The 17,580-nt window shown below is 65.8% G+C and carries 17 protein-coding genes; 10 read left to right on the forward strand and 7 right to left on the reverse strand.

What is annotated here, in order from left to right; all coding sequences use genetic code 11:
- Positions 1 to 70: 70 nt before the first annotated feature.
- The 5 genes from ACQR1I_RS25530 to ACQR1I_RS25550 are packed head-to-tail and all read right to left on the reverse strand — an operon-like array spanning position 71 to position 4,505.
- Positions 71 to 643 (reverse strand): flavin reductase family protein, encoded by a 573-nt coding sequence (locus tag ACQR1I_RS25530; protein ID WP_434869514.1) that lies wholly within the window; start codon positions 641 to 643, stop codon positions 71 to 73.
- Positions 644 to 657: 14 nt separating this feature from the next.
- Positions 658 to 1,524 carry an ATP-binding cassette domain-containing protein gene (locus tag ACQR1I_RS25535; RefSeq protein WP_434869513.1) on the reverse strand — a complete coding sequence of 289 codons (867 nt, stop codon included), beginning with the start codon at positions 1,522 to 1,524 and terminating at the stop codon, positions 658 to 660.
- 9 nt (positions 1,525 to 1,533) lie between these two features.
- Complete coding sequence (gene ssuC, locus ACQR1I_RS25540; protein WP_434869512.1) at positions 1,534 to 2,340, reverse strand: aliphatic sulfonate ABC transporter permease SsuC; 807 nt, start codon at positions 2,338 to 2,340, stop codon at positions 1,534 to 1,536.
- Entirely contained in the window at positions 2,337 to 3,512 is a 1,176-nt protein-coding gene (gene ssuD, locus ACQR1I_RS25545) for an FMNH2-dependent alkanesulfonate monooxygenase (RefSeq protein WP_434869511.1), read from the reverse strand. The genes ssuC and ssuD overlap by 4 nt, the downstream gene beginning before the upstream one ends.
- Before the next feature lie 36 nt (positions 3,513 to 3,548).
- The gene (locus ACQR1I_RS25550; protein ID WP_434869510.1) at positions 3,549 to 4,505 is read right to left on the reverse strand and encodes an aliphatic sulfonate ABC transporter substrate-binding protein; all 957 of its coding nucleotides are present in this window, start codon (positions 4,503 to 4,505) and stop codon (positions 3,549 to 3,551) included.
- 382 nt (positions 4,506 to 4,887) lie between these two features.
- On the opposite strand from ACQR1I_RS25550, the gene napE reads away from it, so the two are divergent.
- The 7 genes from napE to ppk2 all read left to right on the forward strand — a co-directional run bounded on the left by napE (position 4,888) and on the right by ppk2 (position 11,919).
- Complete coding sequence (gene napE, locus ACQR1I_RS25555; protein WP_434869509.1) at positions 4,888 to 5,073, forward strand: periplasmic nitrate reductase, NapE protein; 186 nt, start codon at positions 4,888 to 4,890, stop codon at positions 5,071 to 5,073.
- A 17-nt stretch (positions 5,074 to 5,090) separates the two neighbouring features.
- Positions 5,091 to 5,411, forward strand: coding sequence for a chaperone NapD (locus ACQR1I_RS25560; RefSeq protein ID WP_434869508.1), 321 nt, complete (start codon positions 5,091 to 5,093; stop codon positions 5,409 to 5,411).
- 15 nt (positions 5,412 to 5,426) lie between these two features.
- On the forward strand, positions 5,427 to 7,931 hold the full coding sequence (napA, locus tag ACQR1I_RS25565; RefSeq protein ID WP_434869507.1) for a nitrate reductase catalytic subunit NapA: 2,505 nt from the start codon (positions 5,427 to 5,429) through the stop codon (positions 7,929 to 7,931).
- A gap of 23 nt (positions 7,932 to 7,954) precedes the next feature.
- A complete protein-coding gene (locus ACQR1I_RS25570) occupies positions 7,955 to 8,407 on the forward strand; it encodes a nitrate reductase cytochrome c-type subunit (protein WP_434869558.1) in 453 nt (150 codons plus the stop codon).
- Positions 8,404 to 9,066, forward strand: coding sequence for a NapC/NirT family cytochrome c (locus ACQR1I_RS25575; RefSeq protein WP_434869506.1), 663 nt, complete (start codon positions 8,404 to 8,406; stop codon positions 9,064 to 9,066). The genes ACQR1I_RS25570 and ACQR1I_RS25575 overlap by 4 nt, the downstream gene beginning before the upstream one ends.
- Positions 9,067 to 9,371: 305 nt before the next feature.
- Positions 9,372 to 10,481, forward strand: coding sequence for an ATP-dependent DNA helicase (locus ACQR1I_RS25580; RefSeq protein WP_434869505.1), 1,110 nt, complete (start codon positions 9,372 to 9,374; stop codon positions 10,479 to 10,481).
- A gap of 319 nt (positions 10,482 to 10,800) precedes the next feature.
- Positions 10,801 to 11,919, forward strand: a complete 1,119-nt coding sequence (ppk2, locus tag ACQR1I_RS25585; RefSeq protein WP_434869504.1) for a polyphosphate kinase 2 — start codon at positions 10,801 to 10,803, stop codon at positions 11,917 to 11,919.
- A 1,164-nt stretch (positions 11,920 to 13,083) separates the two neighbouring features.
- Here ppk2 and ACQR1I_RS25590 read toward each other — a convergent pair.
- Entirely contained in the window at positions 13,084 to 14,766 is a 1,683-nt protein-coding gene (locus ACQR1I_RS25590) for a caspase family protein (protein WP_434869503.1), read from the reverse strand.
- Positions 14,767 to 15,000: 234 nt separating this feature from the next.
- Here ACQR1I_RS25590 and msrA point away from each other — a divergent pair, with 234 nt between their 5' ends.
- The 3 genes from msrA to ACQR1I_RS25605 all read left to right on the forward strand — a co-directional run bounded on the left by msrA (position 15,001) and on the right by ACQR1I_RS25605 (position 16,888).
- On the forward strand, positions 15,001 to 15,720 hold the full coding sequence (msrA, locus tag ACQR1I_RS25595) for a peptide-methionine (S)-S-oxide reductase MsrA (RefSeq protein WP_434869502.1): 720 nt from the start codon (positions 15,001 to 15,003) through the stop codon (positions 15,718 to 15,720).
- A gap of 78 nt (positions 15,721 to 15,798) precedes the next feature.
- Complete coding sequence (gene msrB, locus ACQR1I_RS25600; protein WP_434869501.1) at positions 15,799 to 16,209, forward strand: peptide-methionine (R)-S-oxide reductase MsrB; 411 nt, start codon at positions 15,799 to 15,801, stop codon at positions 16,207 to 16,209.
- A 394-nt stretch (positions 16,210 to 16,603) separates the two neighbouring features.
- On the forward strand, positions 16,604 to 16,888 hold the full coding sequence (locus ACQR1I_RS25605; protein ID WP_434869500.1) for a hypothetical protein: 285 nt from the start codon (positions 16,604 to 16,606) through the stop codon (positions 16,886 to 16,888).
- An 88-nt stretch (positions 16,889 to 16,976) separates the two neighbouring features.
- Here ACQR1I_RS25605 and ACQR1I_RS25610 read toward each other — a convergent pair whose 3' ends face one another.
- Positions 16,977 to 17,528, reverse strand: coding sequence for a DUF4112 domain-containing protein (locus tag ACQR1I_RS25610; protein WP_434869557.1), 552 nt, complete (start codon positions 17,526 to 17,528; stop codon positions 16,977 to 16,979).
- Positions 17,529 to 17,580 lie beyond the last annotated feature (52 nt).

The following is a 17,580-nucleotide window of genomic DNA, read 5'->3' on the forward strand; positions in this document are numbered from 1 at the left end:
CGCTGCCGAGGCCGACGGCGCGCTTGTACGGCGTCTTGCGCGCGGACACCAGTGGGGGTCAGCAGAGGGCCTAAGGCGTGAAGCGCGGGGGCACACTGAGCGCAGCGAGCTGGGCTCCATCGTCCTCCGGCCCTACCGACACATAGCTGCCATGCCAATACGCCAGGGCCGCCGACTGCGGCGCCACGTCGACATGGACGACGCGGCCGATCACGATGCCATGGGAATGCCGCTCGATGATCTCCTCGACCTCGCAGTCGAGCGCGGCGAGCGCACCGACCAGAAGCGGCACACCGGTGACGTGCTTACGCCAGTCGGCGCCGGCGAACCGCTCGGCGCCCCGCAGCCCGCCTTTACCCGAGAACCGCTCGGCAACGCCGATCTGGTCCGCCGCCAGCAGATTGGCCCCGAAAACGCGCTCCCGCTGCAGGATCGGCCATGACGAGGCGTTCCGATTGAGGCTGACGATGACCGATGGCGGATCGATCGACAGCGATGCGAGCGAGCTCACCGTCATGCCGGTGACCTCATCGCCACGTCCAACCGTGATGATGCTGACGCCTCCGACCAGTTGGCGCATCGCAGAACGGAAATCCGGCTGGAGCGCCGTGGCATCAGGCATGTGACGGACGATGGAGTTCATTGCGTTGGTCTTTCCTACCCCGTCGTGCCCGGTCCAAGCAACTGGGCCAGGATCGAGCCTTCCAGCGCGGCCAGCCCGGCAGATCCGCGCTGACGTGGCCGCGCCAGACCGACCGTGATGTCCTCGGCAATCCGGCCATCTTCGATGACGAGGACCCGATCCGCAAGTGCGACAGCCTCCGCGACATCATGGGTGACCAGGATTGCGGTAAAGGTTTGGTTTGCCCAGACCCCCTCGAGCAGCCGCTGCATCGCAATGCGCGTGAGCGCGTCGAGCGCGCCGAGCGGCTCGTCGAAGGCGAGCAGCCGCGGCCCGCTCACCAGCGCGCGGGCGAGCGCGACACGCTGCTTCTGGCCGCCCGACAGCACCGCCGGCCATTGGTCACGCTTCTCGGCCAGCCCGACGTCCTCCAGCGCGCGTCGCGCCCGATCATGGGCGCCGGCGGCCTTGCTATCGCGGCCAAGGCCGACCTCGACATTGGCGAGCACCCGCGCCCACGGCAGCAGCCGCGGCTCCTGGAACATCACGCGGACGTCCTCCGGCCGCGCGGCAGCCTCGCCGAAGCTGATCGTGCCGGACGTCGGCTTGTCGAGACCTGCGATCAGCCGCAGCAGCGTGCTCTTGCCGCAGCCGCTCTGGCCGACGATGGCGACGAACTGGCCGGCCGGAATCTCCAGGTCGATGCCGCGCAACACCTCGTTGTCGCCGAACGATTTGCGCACATCGCGGATGACGAGCGGCAGGCCACGCGTTGCGTTCTTGTCGGGCTGCGGAGTCACGCCTGGCTTGCTCACATGGCGGAAAGCCTCAGCATGCCCGATCACATCGGCGCCGTCGATCGCCTCGACCTGGGATACGGGAATTCGGAGCACTTGCTGCATGGACAAACCTCAATGCTTGCTGAAGGCCGGATGCCAGGACAAGGTCAGGCGCTCCAGCAGCCGCGAGGCGCTGTCGGCGAGCTTGCCGAGCAGCGCGTAGATCAGGATGGAGAGCACGACGACGTCGATCTGCATGAACTCGCGCGCCTGCATCGCCATGTAGCCGAGGCCCGATGAGGCCGCGATCGTCTCGGCAACAATCAAGGTGAGCCACATGATGCCGAGCGCGAAGCGCAGGCCGACGAAGATCGACGGCAGCGCACCGGGGAAGATCACGCGGCGAAACAATTCGCCGTCCGTCATGCCGTAGACGCGGCCCATTTCAATGAGTTGCGGGTCGACGGTGCGAATCCCGTGCAGCGTGTTGAGGTAGACCGGAAAGAACACGCCGAGCGCGACGAGAAACAGCTTTGCGCTCTCGTCGATTCCGAACCACAGGATGACCAGCGGGATCAGCGCCAGATGCGGCACGTTGCGGATCATCTGCAGCGTCGTATCAGTCAGCTTCGATGACAGCTGCGACAGGCCGTTGGCGAGCCCGAAGGCGAAGCCGATGCTGCCGCCGATCAAAAAGCCGATCGAGGCGCGCCAGAAGCTGACCCAGACGTTGCGGCCGAGTTCGCCCGACCACAACAGCTTCCAGCCGGCGCGCGCGACGTCGCTCGGCGCCGGCAGCACGCGCGGCGAGACCAGGCCGGCGACCGAGGCCGCCTGCCAGATAAGCAGGATCGCGAGCGGGACGAGCCAGGGCAGCAATCCATCCGCCTTGGGCACGCTGAGCTTGCGGACTTTGGGAAGGCTCTCGATCAGGCTCATGACTGCGATGCCCGCTGCAGAGGACGATGCTCATTGGCGATGGTCTCGCCAAACGGACCGGTGTTTGTACGGAGCTTCGTCACGTTGCCGCCCTGCTCCACCGCGTTCAGACCCAGCTTCGGGAACACCAGCTCGGCGAAGCGATAGGCCTCCTCGAGATGCGGGTAGCCGGACAGGATGAAGGTGTCGATGCCGATATCCTGATACTCGCGGATGCGCGCCGCGACCGTGTCGGGATCGCCGACCAGCGCCGTGCCGGCGCCGCCGCGGACGAGGCCGACGCCGGCCCAGAGGTTCGGGCTGATCTCGAGTTTGTCGCGGCGGCCGCCATGCAGCTGCGACATGCGCTGCTGCCCGACCGAGTCCATGCGGGCGAAGATCTTCTGCGCCGAGGCGATGGTCTCGTCGGTGACGTGCTTGATGAGATCGTCGGCCGCCGCCCACGCCTCGTCGTTGGTCTCGCGCACGATCACGTGCAGGCGGATGCCGAACGACAGCTTACGGCCGCGCTTGTCGGCGACGGCCTTCACCTTGGCGATCTTGGCGGCAACGTCGGCCGGCGGCTCGCCCCAGGTCAGGTACTTCTCGACGGTGTCGACGGCGACGTCGATGCCGGCATCCGACGAGCCGCCGAAGAACAGCGGCGGGCGCGGCGACTGCACCGGCGGGAACAGCAGCCGGCCGTCCTCGACCGTGATGTGCTTGCCGGAAAAGTTGACCGCCTCGCCTTCGAGCAGCTTGTTGTAGATGGTGAGGAACTCGCGGGTGACCTCGTAGCGCTCCTCATGCGACAGGAAGATGCCGTCGCCCTTGTTCTCGATCGGGTCTCCGCCGGTGACGACGTTGACAAGCAGGCGGCCATTGCTGACACGGTCGAGCGTCGCGGTCATGCGCGCGGCTACGGCCGGTGACTGCAGGCCGGGGCGCACGGCCACGAGATAGCGCAGCTTCTCGGTGAACGGCGCCACCGCCGACGCCACGATCCAGGAATCCTCGCAGCTGCGCCCGGTCGGGATCAGCACGCCGTAATAGCCGAGCTGGTCGGCGGCCTGCGCGATCTGGCGCAGATAGTTGAAATTGACCTCGCGGCCACCCTGCGACGTGCCGAGATAGCGGCCGTCGCCATGGGTCGGCAGGAACCAGAGGACGTTGGGCTTCGATGCATTGCTCATGTCGTTCACTTTCGGATTGCTGCGCGCGATCAGGCGTCAGGTGGACGGCGTCCACTTCCAGACGATGTCGGCGACGTTGATGGATTTCGGAATGAGACCGACGCGGGCGAAGCGGTCGGCCACGGCCTGCTGGCTCTTGATGATGTCGTCGTCGAGCGGCACGACGCTGTAGATCGAGCGGTCGACGAAGCGGCGGACGGCTTCGAGGTCGACGCCGGTCGCCTCGGCCTGCGCCTTGGCGACCTCCTCGTGATGGCTGTTGGCCCAGACACCTTCGGCGGCAAAGGCCGCATTCAATCTGGCGACCACGGCGGGATACTTTTCAACGAAATCGCTGCCGACGATGTAGAACGAATTCGGCTTGTGAACGTCTCTGTCCCACGCGATCACGCGCGCATTCTCCTTCAGTTCGGCCAGCGCCAGATACGGATCCCAGATCGACCAGGCGTCCACCGAGCCCTTCACGAAGGCGGCGGTGGCATCGGCCGGCGCCAGCGGCGCGGGCGTGATGTCGCTCCAGGCGAGGCCCGCCTTCTCCAGCGCGGCGACCAGCAGATTGTGCGCGCTCGATCCCTTGCCGAAGGCGACGCGCTTGCCCTTGAGATCGGCCAGCGTCTGGATCGGCGAGTCCTTCGGCACGATGATCGCCTGGCTGCTGCCGTTCTGCTTCACCGCCGCCGCATAGCGGATCTTGGCGCTGGCGGCCTGGGCGAAGATCGGCGGCGCGTCGCCGACATAGCCGAAATCGACGCTGCCGACGTTGATGGCTTCGAGCAGCGGCGGGCCGAACTGGAAGTCGACCCAGACGATGTTGATGCCGTCGGCCTTGAAGGCATTCTCGATCGTGCCGCGCGCCCGCACCGCCGGGAAGAAGCCGCCCTTCTGGGTGCCGATCCGGATTTCCTTCGGCCTGTCCTGGGCGCGCAACGGCGTGGCGCACGTCATCAGTGCAGCCGACGCCATCGACAGTTTCAGAAAATCACGACGCTTCATGGCCCTCTCCGAGATCAGCTGCGCATCGACGTTGATGCGATGCGAGAGATGATGGTGGTGGGCCGAACGCGTGTCGAGCACCCTGGAAAAATAGCGATGCGGGCCCTGTCAGCTCGCTGCGAGAGGGCATGTTCGTATCGGGTGCGCCACGCCAGGAAGCGATAAATTCTCACCCCTGAAGATGCGATCACGTGTCTTCACGGCGCATCAACCAAGATCGTGAGCAAGCCGGAGCGAATCTGATCGTCCGGCGCGCAGCTCAGCTGCCGGGTTCCGCGCCTTGATTCAGGTCAACGCCGGTTCCCTGCATTCTGTCTAATATAATGCTCAGGCGCGGCCCGGATGCCGCAATCAATCCCCTTACACAGCAGAGAATTCTCTCATGTCGCTCGTTGGCAGCGATGCGAATGCGCGTGCGCGCCGCAGACGCATGGAAGTTTTTGCCTTCCTGTTCCTCACCGCCGTGATCATGCCCACGCTCGCGGTCGCCACCGTCGGCTCCTACGGACTGGCGGTGTGGATCTACCAGATGATGGCCGGGCCGCCCGGCCCGCCCGCTGCACATTGACCAGAAGGACGGCCCGCATGCTCTCAACCCGCACTGCTCTCGACCGGCGCGCGCTGATCACCGGCCGCGTGCTCACGGCCGAGCCCGTGGTCGCGCCGCCCTCGGGCGAGATCGCCTCGATCATCGTGCAGACCCGCCCCGATCAGCTCGACCACGTGTCGGCCGAGATCCTCGCGCTGTCCGGCTGCGAGATCCACGGCCGCGACGAGCGCGGCAAGCTGATCGTCGTGGTCGACGCGCCCAGCGCCGGCGCGCTCGGCGCCACCATGACCACGATATCAGCGATTCCCTGCGTGCATTCCGCCTGCCTCGTCTTCCACGCCATCGACGCCGGCTAATCAACCGAGACACCCATGACCGAAGCAAAGATCGATCGCCGTCAGATGCTCAAGCTCGAAGCCGCCGCGATTGCCGCAGCGGCCGCCGGCATGCCGGCCGCGGCACGCGCCGCGAACCTCGTCACCGAGCGCGAGCAGAGCGAGCTGAAATGGGACAAGGCCGCCTGCCGCTTCTGCGGCACCGGCTGCAGCGTGATGGTCGCGACCAAGGACAACCGCGTCGTCGCCACCCATGGCGACATCAAGTCCGAGGTCAATCGCGGCCTCAACTGCGTCAAGGGCTACTTCCTGTCCAAGATCATGTACGGCCATGATCGCCTGACGCATCCGATGCTGCGCAAGACCAACGGCAAGTACGACAAGAACGGCGAGTTCACGCCTGTGTCGTGGGACGAGGCGTTCGACGTCATGGCGTCGAAGTTCAAGGACGCGATAAAGAAGCGCGGTCCGTCCGGCGTCGGCATGTTCGGCTCGGGCCAGTGGACGATCTGGGAAGGCTATGCGGCCTCAAAGCTGTTCAAGGCCGGCTTCCGCACCAACAACATCGATCCCAATGCGCGGCACTGCATGGCCTCAGCGGTGGCCGGCATGATGCGCACCTTCGGCATCGACGAGCCTCCGGGCTGCTACGACGACATCGAGGCCACCGATGCGTTCGTGCTGTGGGGCTCCAACATGGCGGAGATGCATCCGATCCTGTGGACGCGCGTCACCGACCGCAGGCTGTCGGCGCCGCATGTCAAGGTCGCCGTGCTCTCGACCTTCGAGCACCGCTCGTTCGACCTCGCCGACGTCGGCATGGTGTTCAAGCCGCAGACCGACCTCTACATCCTCAACGCCATCGCCAACCACATCATCACGACAGGGCGCGTCAACAAGGACTTCGTCCAGGCGCACACCGTATTCAAGAAGGGCCAGACCGACATCGGCTACGGCCTGCGGCCCGAGCATCCGCTGCAGAAGAAGGCGACGGGTGCGGCGAAGGCCAACGACGCCACCGACATCTCGTTCGACGAGTATGCGAAGTTCGTCTCGGACTACACGCTGGAGAAGGCCGCGGAGATGTCCGGCGTGCCGTTGAACCGGCTCCAGGCGTTGGCCGAGCTCTATGCTGATCCCAAGACCAAGGTGGTCTCATTCTGGACCATGGGGTTCAACCAGCACACCCGCGGCGTCTGGTGCAACAACCTCGTCTACAACATCCATCTGCTGACGGGCAAAATCGCGGAAGCCGGCAACAGCCCGTTCTCGCTGACCGGCCAGCCCTCGGCCTGCGGCACCGCGCGCGAGGTTGGCACCTTCTCGCACCGCCTGCCCGCCGACATGGTCGTCACCAACAAGGAGCACCGCACCAAGGCCGAGCACATCTGGCAGCTGCCGGAAGGCACCATCCCCGACAAGCCCGGCTATCACGCGGTGCTGCAGAGCCGGATGCTGAAGGACGGCCTGCTCAACGCCTATTGGGTGCAGGTCAACAACAACCTGCAGGCCGGCCCCAACGCGAATGAAGAAACCTATCCAGGTTTTCGCAACCCCGACAATTTCATCGTCGTCTCCGACGCCTATCCGTCGGTGACCGCGCTCGCCGCCGACCTCATCCTGCCGACCGCGATGTGGGTGGAGAAGGAAGGCGCCTACGGCAATGCCGAGCGCCGCACCCAGTTCTGGCATCAGCTGGTTTCGGCGCCGGGCGAAGCCCGCTCCGACCTGTGGCAGCTGATGGAGTTCTCGAAGCGCTTCAAGATCGATGAGGTGTGGCCCGAGGAGCTGATCGCCAAGAAGCCTGATGTCCGCGGCAAGACGCTGTTCGACGTGCTCTACAAGAACGGCCAGGTCGACAAATTCCCGCTCGACCAGATCGAGCCGGGCTATGCCAACGACGAATCCAAGGCGTTCGGCTTCTACGTCCACAAGGGCCTGTTCGAGGAATATGCCGAGTTCGGCCGCGGCCACGGCCATGACTTGGCACCGTTCGAGATCTATCACAAAGAGCGCGGCCTGCGCTGGCCGGTCGTCGACGGCAAGGAGACGCGCTGGCGTTTCCGCGAGGGCTCGGATCCTTACGTCAAGGCCGGCACCGGCGTGCAGTTCTATGGTTTCCCCGACGGCAAGGCGCGCATCTTCGCCCTGCCCTACGAGCCGCCGGCGGAATCGCCCGACAAGGACTATCCGTTCTGGCTGTCGACGGGCCGCGTCGTCGAGCACTGGCATTCCGGCACGATGACGCGTCGTGTGCCCGAACTCTACAAGGCGTTCCCCGAAGCCGTCTGCTTCATGCATCCGGACGACGCCGAGGCCGCGAACCTGCGGCGCGGTGACGAGGTCAAGGTCGCCTCGCGGCGCGGCTTCATCCGCGCCCGCGTCGAAACCCGCGGCCGAGACAAGCCGCCGCGCGGGCTCGTGTTCGTGCCGTGGTTCGACGAATCCAAGCTGATCAACAAGGTGACGCTCGACGCCACCGATCCGATCTCGCTGCAGACCGACTACAAGAAATGCGCCGTGCGCATCGAGCGGGTGTGACGACCATGATCAAGAAACTTGCGATGATGCTGCTCGCCGCCAGCCTTGCGGCCGGCTCGAGCGCCCTGCTCGCCCAGAGCGTCTCGTCCTCGCTGCGCGGCCAGACGCCGCTCAACGACGAAGGCCCGGCGCCGCCGATGCAGCCGACCAAGAACACCGCCGAGAAGGAGGTGCGCAACTATCCAGAGCAGCCGCCGGTGATCCCGCATTCCATCGACGGCTATCAGGTCGACATGCAGGGCAACAAATGCCTGTCCTGCCACGCCCGCGCGCGCACCGCCGAATCCAAGGCGCCGATGCTGTCGATCACCCACTTCATGGATCGCGACGGCCAGTTCCTGGCGTCGGTATCGCCGCGGCGCTACTTCTGCACGCAGTGTCATGTGTCGCAGAGTGTCGCCACTCCGCCGGTCAGCAACGACTTCGTCGACATCGACACCGTGCTGTCGCACGACAAGCCGGGTGGCAAGCGATGAGCAGCGCCGACATCCCGCAGGGGACGGGAACGCCGGCCCCGGAAAAACGGCTCGGCTTGATCCGCCGCGCCTGGCAGTTCGTGCTCGACCTGATCGATGTGCTGCTGAAGCCGAGCTCCATCTTCGGGCTCGGCGTGCTGGTGCTCGCCGGCTTCGTCGCCGGCGTGATCTTCTGGGGCGGCTTCAACACCGCGCTGGAGATCACCAACACCGAGAAATTCTGCACCGGCTGTCACGAGATGAAAGACAACGTGTTCGCCGAGCTGAAGACCACCGTTCACTTCTCCAACCGCTCCGGCGTCCGCGCGTCATGCCCGGACTGCCACGTGCCGCACAATTGGACCGACAAGATCGCGCGCAAGATGCAGGCCTCGAAGGAGGTCTGGGGCCACCTGTTCGGCTCGATCGATACCCGCGAGAAGTTCACCGACCGCAGGCTGGAACTGGCCCTGCACGAATGGGCGCGCTTCAAGGCGAATGATTCGCTCGAGTGCCGCAACTGCCACAGCTCGCAGTCGATGGACATCACCAAGCAGTCCCCCCGCGCCGTCGAAGCCCACCAGCGCTTCCTCTTCACCGGCGAAAAGACCTGCATCGACTGCCACAAGGGCATCGCGCACCATCTGCCGGACATGCGGGGCGTCCCGGGCTGGCAGTAGATTCTTTTCGAGGGAAGTCCAAGCTGTCACCGCGAACTCGCTACGCTCCCCTCCCCCTTGCGGGGATGGGTCGGGGGTGGGGGTCCACACGGGCAGTCTTTGCTGGGACCCCCACCCCCAACCCCTCCCCGCAAGGGGGAGGGGGGCGCACCGTCCGGGCCGCACGTGCTCCACTTCCAGGCACGTTCAGCATCCCATCGCGGAACGCGGCGGCCCTCTCCCGCATCCAGCGCTTGATCTCCCCGCATCAGCCCTTAGGTTCACGGAATGTCCCGAGTCGCGCCGCGGCTCCTTCCCCGTGAGCCATGACCACCTTCTCTCCCCACCAGGATTCCGCCCTCAAGGCCGTTGCCGATTGGCTGAAGGCAAAGCCGGGCAAAACCAGCACACCGCAGGTGTTCCGGCTGTTCGGCTATGCCGGCACCGGCAAGACCACGCTGGCCCGCCACATCGCCGAGGGCGTCGATGGCGAGGTCAAGTTCGCGGCGTTCACCGGCAAGGCGGCGCTGGTGATGCGCAGCAAGGGCTGCGACAACGCCTCCACCATCCACTCGCTGATCTATCGCGCCCAGGAAACCGGCGAGGAGCAGCCGAACTTCGAATTGTGGGACGACGCGCCGGCGTCCAAGGCCAAGCTGATCATCATCGACGAATGCTCGATGGTCGACGCCGATCTCGGCCGTGACCTGCTCTCGTTCGACTGCCCGCTCTTGGTGCTCGGCGATCCCGCGCAGCTGCCGCCGGTCAAGGGCGGCGGCTTCTTCACCGACAGCGAGCCGGACGTGATGCTGACCGAGGTGCATCGCCAGGCGCAGGACGATCCCATCGTGCGGATGTCGATGGACGTGCGGGAGGGCAACACGTTGGATATCGGCCGCTATGGTGAGAGCGAGGTGGTGGAGCGCCGCGAGCTCGATCCGTCGCGCGTCATGGAGGCCGACCAGGTGCTGGTCGGCCGCAACGCCACCCGCCGCGCCTACAACAACCGTTTCCGCCAGCGCCTGGACATCGAGGACGCACTGCCCGTCGCCGGCGACAAGCTGGTCTGCCTGCGCAACAACCGCAAGAAGGGCCTGTTCAATGGCGGCCTGTGGCGGGTGAAGTCGCGCGCCACCTCGAAGTCCAAGATCGTGACCATGCGCGTCGCGCCCGACGAGGAGCTGGGACGCAAGGTGACCAAGGTCTCGGTGCGCGGCGAATGCTTCGCCGGCGGCATCGAGGACATCCCGTGGGAGCAGCGCAAGCCCTATGACGAGTTCGACTACGGCTATGTGCTGACCGTGCACAAGTCGCAGGGCTCGCAATGGGACGACGTCGTGCTGTTCGACGAAAGTTTTGCATTTCAGGAAGCCCGCGCCCGCTGGCTCTACACCGGCATTACGCGGGCGGCGAAGCGGCTGAGCATCGTGGTGTGACGCTTCCCTAATATCCGCGCGCTCACTTCGTCGAAGCTGCTATCGCTCTCTCCGCGCCGTCATGGCCGGGCTCGTCCCGGCCATCCACGTCGCACGGCGCTATGGAACGACGTGGATGCCCGGGACGAGCCCGGGCATGACGGAGCAAAATAATCGCCAACCCCGTTCAGACGACGAGAAATCGGCGGGAGCGGTATCGCCCTGCCCTGCTCGCGCGAAGCCTGCGACCCGTTGATCCAGGTCAACCTGCCGCAGCGCGCTTGGCGGATAAAAATCGATTCACATGTCTGTACGGCAACAGCAGTCGGGGCGGAATCGCATGGCAAACTCCAAGGGTACCAAGAGCAGCGCGTCCAAAGGCAAGCGCGCGAGCGCCACGGCGCACGTCGCGCGCAAGCAGTCGACCGCGACGCTCGATCCAATCGCGCAGTCGCTGGTCGACGAATCGATGCAGGCGGCGCGGATCACCGAGCTGTCCGCGTTCGAGAGCGTGCTGAACGGACCGCCGGCGCTCGATGCCGACAGCGCGCCGGTGAAGGCGATGCTGGATGGCGCATCGCCCGACGACGCCAAGCTGATGCGGGCGCTGATCGACGGCAAGGCCAAGCGCGACAAGCGCCGCACCTCGGACGAGCTCTCCGACAATTGGCGCCACGGCGGCTACCCCTACAAATACCGCATGCTCCGCAAGGATTATGAGGAGCAGAAATTCGTTCTGCAGACCGAGCTGTTGAAGCTGCAGAACTGGATGAAGGACGCGCGCCAGCGCCTGGTGCTGCTGTTCGAGGGCCGCGACGCCGCCGGCAAGGGCGGCGCCATCAAGCGCTTCATGGAGCATCTCAACCCCCGTGGTGCCCGGGTCGTGGCGCTGGACAAGCCGAGCGATGTCGAACGCGGCCAGTGGTACTTCCAGCGCTATGTCGAGCATCTGCCCACATCGGGCGAGATCGTGCTGTTCGACCGCTCCTGGTACAACCGCGCCGGCGTCGAACGCGTGATGGGGTTCTGCTCGCAAGCCGAGTACGATGAATTCCTGCGCCAGGTGCCGGAGTTCGAGCGCAACCTCGTGCGCAGCGGCATGCATCTGATCAAGTTCTGGTTCTCGGTCAGCCGCGACGAGCAGCGCCGCCGCTTCAAGGAGCGCGAGGCGCATCCGCTGAAGCAGTGGAAGCTGTCGCCGATCGACACCGCCTCGCTCGACAAATGGGACGACTACACCCGGGCCAAGGAGGCGATGTTCTTCTCCACCGACACCGCCGACTGTCCGTGGACCGTGATCAAGTCCGACGACAAGAAGCGCGCGCGCTTGAATGCGATGCGCTGCGTGCTGCACTCCCTGCCCTACGCCGGCAAGGACGTCTCGCGCATCGGCCATGTCGACGACCTGATCGTCGGCCGCGCCAGCGTGATCCACGAGCGCGAGGAGCACGCGAGTTAGCAAAACTCGTAGGGTGGGCAAAGGCGCGCCACCGCCCTCTCCACGCATACGATCGCTGTGGCGCCGTGCCCACCGTCTCACCGCGAGCACGCCGCCCGACGGTGGGCACGCTGCCGCCTACGGCGGCCGCTTTGCCCACCCTACGCGGTCTCCGGCTCGCGCGATCTCAGCTCCGATACGTATCAACTCATCAGCTTCTCGCGCGGCGCATGACTGCGCCCTCTCCCCTTGTGGGAGAGGGCTTCACTGATGCCCACGACAAGCTCGCTTGGGTGAGGGGGCGCCACGCGCGAGATATGAGCTCGTGGCGCCCCCTCACCCAAGCGAGAACGGAGCGCCCACCGGTGTGGCCCTCTCCCACAAGGGGAGAGGGCGCAGTCATGAGCATCGCCATGACGCTGATCGTTCGTTGTCGCGAACCTCGAACTCTGTTCGAGAATACGACACAGCCTCTTTTGCCCGTCGCGTTACTTTGTCGCATCCCGACGGATGTTGCGCCGTCGAGCAAATCACTGGCACCTTCTCGTGCATCCCGGCTCGCCAGGAGGGGCGCCTCGCGAACGTCACGAACGTGGAGCCGGTGATGCGATGGACGCGACGTGTTGCAGCGGGTCTTCGACCTGCGGACGAACGGCACGGCGCGGACGGCGAAAGCGTGTGGTCCTGGTCTCCCGACGCTGAGGCCAAGCCGGTTGTGACGATGATCCGCCGGTCACGGGGGCAAGACAGCCGGTCCCCGGGGAGAGCACGTATAAGCGTTAACACCATCGCGCAGGGAAGGCCGGGCCTGTCCGGCTGAACCTGTGGTACCTGCCGCCTGCATTTTTTTTCGCAGGCGGGCCACGGGCCTCAGCCGAGGTCCGGCCTTCCCTGCGCCCTCCGTTTTCCGGAGGGACAAGGATCAAGCATCACTCGGGCCGTGAAGGTCGCGAGAACGGTTAGTTATGTCCGAGATCTCGCCTCACTCCATCATGTCGTCCCGGCGAACGCCGGGACCCATAGCCACCGGCTGTCGTTTGACGCATAATGGCGGCCGTTTTGCTCTTACCACTCACGCTGCGGAGTATGGGTCCCGGCGTTCGCCGGGACGACGACGGAGGATGGTGCGGCCATCTCCTATCCCATGCGCAATTGGTGCGTCCCGCAAAGACAAGCCGCGACGTCTCACTTCGCCGCCACGAAGAAGAAGTCCTCCCGTCCTGGCGGCGAGCCGTAGGTGAAGGGCTGCTGACGTTGCTTGGTCATCGCCCAGACGTCGTCGCGGACGATATCGAACAGCTTGCGCACCTCGATGCGCGGCTCCTTGATGGTGCGGGCGAGCGAGGTGGCGAATGGGCTGTTGCCGCCGTCGCCGTCGAGCGCAGTGGCGCCATGCTTGGCGGCGTAGACCACCATCATCCCCGCGCCCGGCTCGATATTCGAGAAGCCCTTGTCGACGAGCTTCAGCGCCAGCGTCTGCTTCATGCCTGGCGCGAACGGGTTGTCGCGGCAGGCGTCGAGAATGACCAGCCGCAGCTTGCGCGCGGCACCGACGGCGGCCAGCACCTGCTCGAGCGCAACGGCTTCCGTCTCTGCATCCTTGTCGGCGGCGAGCCGGGCATCGATCGGCACCAGGTAGTTGACGCCGCCGATCTCGAAGCCGTGCCCGGCATAGTACACGACCGCCCAGTCGGCCTTTTCGGCCTCGGCCTCGAAGCTGCGCAATGCGTCGAAGAACTTGTCGCGGGAAAGATCGTTCACCAGCGTGACCGACTGGAAACCCGCCGCACGCAGCGTATCTGCGATCAGCCTGGCGTCACGCGGCGGATTGGGCAGCGCGTGGACGGATGTGTAGGCACCGTTGCCGATCACGAGCGCGACCCGGCGCGCCGATGGCGCAGCGGCCGGCGCCTGCGGCGCGAGTGCCGCGAGCCGGTCCTGCGCCAGCTTGCGCGCGACGGCGACGTCGTACGGATCGTAGGACGTCAACGCGAATGCGGCCGCACGATAATCGGCGCGCGCCTGCGCGAGGTTGCCGCGCTTCTCGAACAGTCGGCCGCGGCTGGCATGGGCGTGAACGTTGTTCGGGTTCATCGCCAGGACCGCATTGAGATCCTTCAGCGCCGCATCGAGATCGCCTTTGCGCAGATAGGCGTCGGCACGGCCGACGATGGCGAACTGGTTCTTCGGCGAGCGTTCGATGACGCCGCTCCAGCCCGCGATCGCATCATCGCTGCGGCCCATCAGCGACAGCGTCTCGCTGCGATAGATCGCCGTCAGCGGCGCGGCCGCATCGATCCGCTCGGCCTCGTCGAGGTCCCCCAGCGCGCCCTCATAGTCGCCCATCAGCGCACGCACCCGGCCGCGATTGACGTAGCCGAGATAGAGCGTCGGCACGGCACGGATGGCCGCGTTGAAATCGTCGAGCGCGCTTTGCAGCGCGCCGCGACGCAGGTGGATGGTGCCGCGATTGTTGTAGACAAGCCCGAATGCCGGGCGCTTCTGCAGCGCCGCGTCGTAGTCCGCCAGGGCCAGATCGTCCTTGCCCTTGCGCTCGTAGACATAGCCGCGCCGGTTCAGGACCGCGACGTTGTCGGGATCCGCGGCGATCGCACCCGTCAGCGCCTCGAGGGCCTTGTCGTCCTCGCGCTTGTTCAGCGCAGCGAGGGCGCGGACGTCGAGCGCGCCGGCGAGGTCCCTGCCGGTCAGGTTGCCACCGTCGAGCAGCCGCTCGCAGGCGACCGCCCGCGTCGGCAGGTCGGCCTGACGGCTGCGGCAGACGGCGAGATCGTCGCCCAGGACAGGACCGGCGGCGGCGGGAACGGCGGGAGCAATCAGCAGCAGGAGCAGCAGCAGGAGGCGCGGCATGGCCGGAAGGGATCTCGCGTGGCGAAAGGGTCGATGGTTTGTCGAACGAATATCGTTAGGGTTCGGCCGAGGCCAGCGTGGAAGGGGGATGGCGAAGGCGTTCAGGCGTTCACGCAGTCGTGTGACCGCCCCCGTAACGTCGCCGGGGAGGCAACGTATCTTGCGGTGAAGGCCGCTCCGGGCCAGTGTTCCCGGTCCGGCGAAACGAGACAACCACCCAACGAGGATCCGAACATGCGCCTCACCCGCTCCCTTTTCGTCAAGACGGCCGTCATCGGCGTCGTCGCCGCCGCCGGTCTCCTGGCCTGGCAGCCGCTGCATGCCGCCGCCGAGGAGGCCGTCGTGATCCCGCCTCCGGCCCAAGATCAGCCGGTTGGCGATGGATTGGAAACCGCGGTCGTCGCCGGCGGCTGCTTCTGGGGTGTCCAGGGCGTCTACCAGCACACCGCGGGCGTGGTCAGCGCGGTGTCCGGCTATGCCGGCGGCACCAAGGCGACGGCCGACTACCGCACGGTCTCCAGCGGCAGCACCGGCCACGCCGAATCGGTCCAGATCAAGTTCGACCCGAAGAAGGTCTCCTACGGCAAGATCCTGCAGATCTTCTTCTCGGTCGTGCACGATCCGACCCAGCTCAACCGCCAGGGCCCGGACTCCGGACCGCAATATCGCTCGGCGATCTTCACCACGTCGGAGGCGCAGAAGAAGGTGGCGGAGGCCTACATCGCCCAGCTCGACAAGGCCAAGGTGTTCGGCAAGCCGATCGTCACCAAGATCGGCAAGCTCGAGGCGTTCTACCCGGCCGAGGACTATCACCAGGACTACCTGACGCTGCACCCGAGCCAGCCCTATATTGCCTATAACGACCTGCCGAAGATCGACAATCTGAAGAAGATCTTCGCCGAGAACTACATCGACAAGCCGACGCTGGTCCGCGACGCCAAGGTGACCAACTGAGGCGCCCCACTGGGGCGCGCCGGGCCAGAAACGACAATGACAGGGGGCGGATCAATCGGGTCCGCCGGAGGAGCTGACATGAGCGACACCAAGACGGGCGACAAGGTCGTCAAGAGCGAGGCGGAGTGGCGCAAGGAGCTGACCCCGATGCAGTACGCCGTGCTGCGCGAGAAGGCGACCGAGCGTCCCTTCTCTGGCGAGTACGAGCATGAGCATCGCCCTGGGACCTACGTATGCGCCGGCTGCGGCCAGACGCTGTTCGAATCCGATGCCAAGTTCGATTCCGGCTGCGGCTGGCCCAGCTTCACCCAGCCGGCGACGGAGAGTCATATCGACGAGGAGACCGACAGGACCCACGGCATGGTCCGGACCGAGGTGCTGTGCTCGAAATGCTCGGGCCATCTCGGCCACGTGTTTCCGGACGGGCCCGGGCCGACCGGACTGCGCTACTGCATCAACTCCGCGGCACTCAAGCTGAAGCCGCGCTGACCCGTGGGCCCCCGGGCCGTCACTGACGGTACCGGGCGGCCGGCGCGCCTTGGCCGGGCCGCCGGCGGCAGCCAAAATCAGCCCTAACGAGCGAGATTTTTGCAACGCGAACCGGCTTCCCCTTCATTCGCAAGTTGCAGATCCGTCAAGTTATTGAAAAGGAAAGATATTTCATTTCCGCTGGAACCAGCCGTGATTTACGATGTGACTGGGCAGGATTCGCATTTCTGTCAAATCGGCCTATATTAGGCACTGTAACTGACATGCAGGGCCGGGCCGCCTGGAGCGGCAAACTAGCGCCCTCCACACCCGCAATCGCTGGCGTCATTGCCAAGCTTGATCGTTCGAAAGCTCGCGTCAGCGCTTTTTTGCCGACAAGAAGAGGTCTCAGACCATGCGTCCACTGCGTCCGTTCAACTTCAACACCTCCGCCGAACTGTTTCCCGCTGCGATTCGCAAGAAGAAGCGGGCGGGCTTTGCCTATCGGCGGTTCGGCACCGCGGCGGAAGCCGTGCAATTCGCCATGGAGGAGTTGCCGGCGGACTCGCTGAATGGCGCCTATCTGCAGGTCGAGGAGGCCCGGTTCGACCAGAACGGCATCCGCACCCTGTATGAGAGCGAGGCGTTTCCGCTGCCGCGTCGCGCGGCCGACAAGGCGCAAGACGCCGATGCGGCCTGACGGCAGCCAGCCAACCAGACGACACCCTGCCCCGCCCAGTGCGGGGCAGTTTTTTTATGGGGGTCCTTTTATCGGCTTTTGCCGCCCCTCAGCGCGGCTGCGTATCCAGCCACCGCCGCAGGATCTTGGCGTTGCGCATGTTGGCGCGGAACAGCACGTCGAAGGCATCGCCGGCCACCGGCACCATGCCGATCACCCCCTCGACCGCGACGTTGCCGAGCATGCGGGTGATGACGTGCCAGGGCGCACCGAGCGCGCGGGCCTCGCGCACCAGCCACAGCGACAGCGCGGTCGCGATGAGGTCGCCGACCACCGGGATCAGGCCGATGATGCCATCGATGCCGTAGCGGATGTTGGTGCCCGGCAGCACGAAGGCGACGTCGAGCAGCTTCGCCACCGCCTCGAGTCGGGCGATGCGCTGCTCGCGGGTCAGGTTGCCGAACGGGTTGGCCGTGTTGAAGTCGAATCGCACGCCGCCGGGGCCTGTAAAGGCGCCGTTGAACGACGACTGGAACGGACCCTGCGGGATCTCGCGCCCGTCCTGGTCGATGATCGGCCCGCGCGCCTCCTTGGCATCGAAATGCGCCTGCGAGGCGCGTCCGGAGGCACGGCGGGGCGAGGTGGACATCTGGTCTTGCATAGCCATGACATGGCAACGCGCAGCCCCGGGCACAAGTTGCGTCGAACCGCCG

This window comes from Bradyrhizobium sp. HKCCYLS2038, from assembly GCF_051167655.1.
Lineage (GTDB): Bacteria > Pseudomonadota > Alphaproteobacteria > Rhizobiales > Xanthobacteraceae > Bradyrhizobium.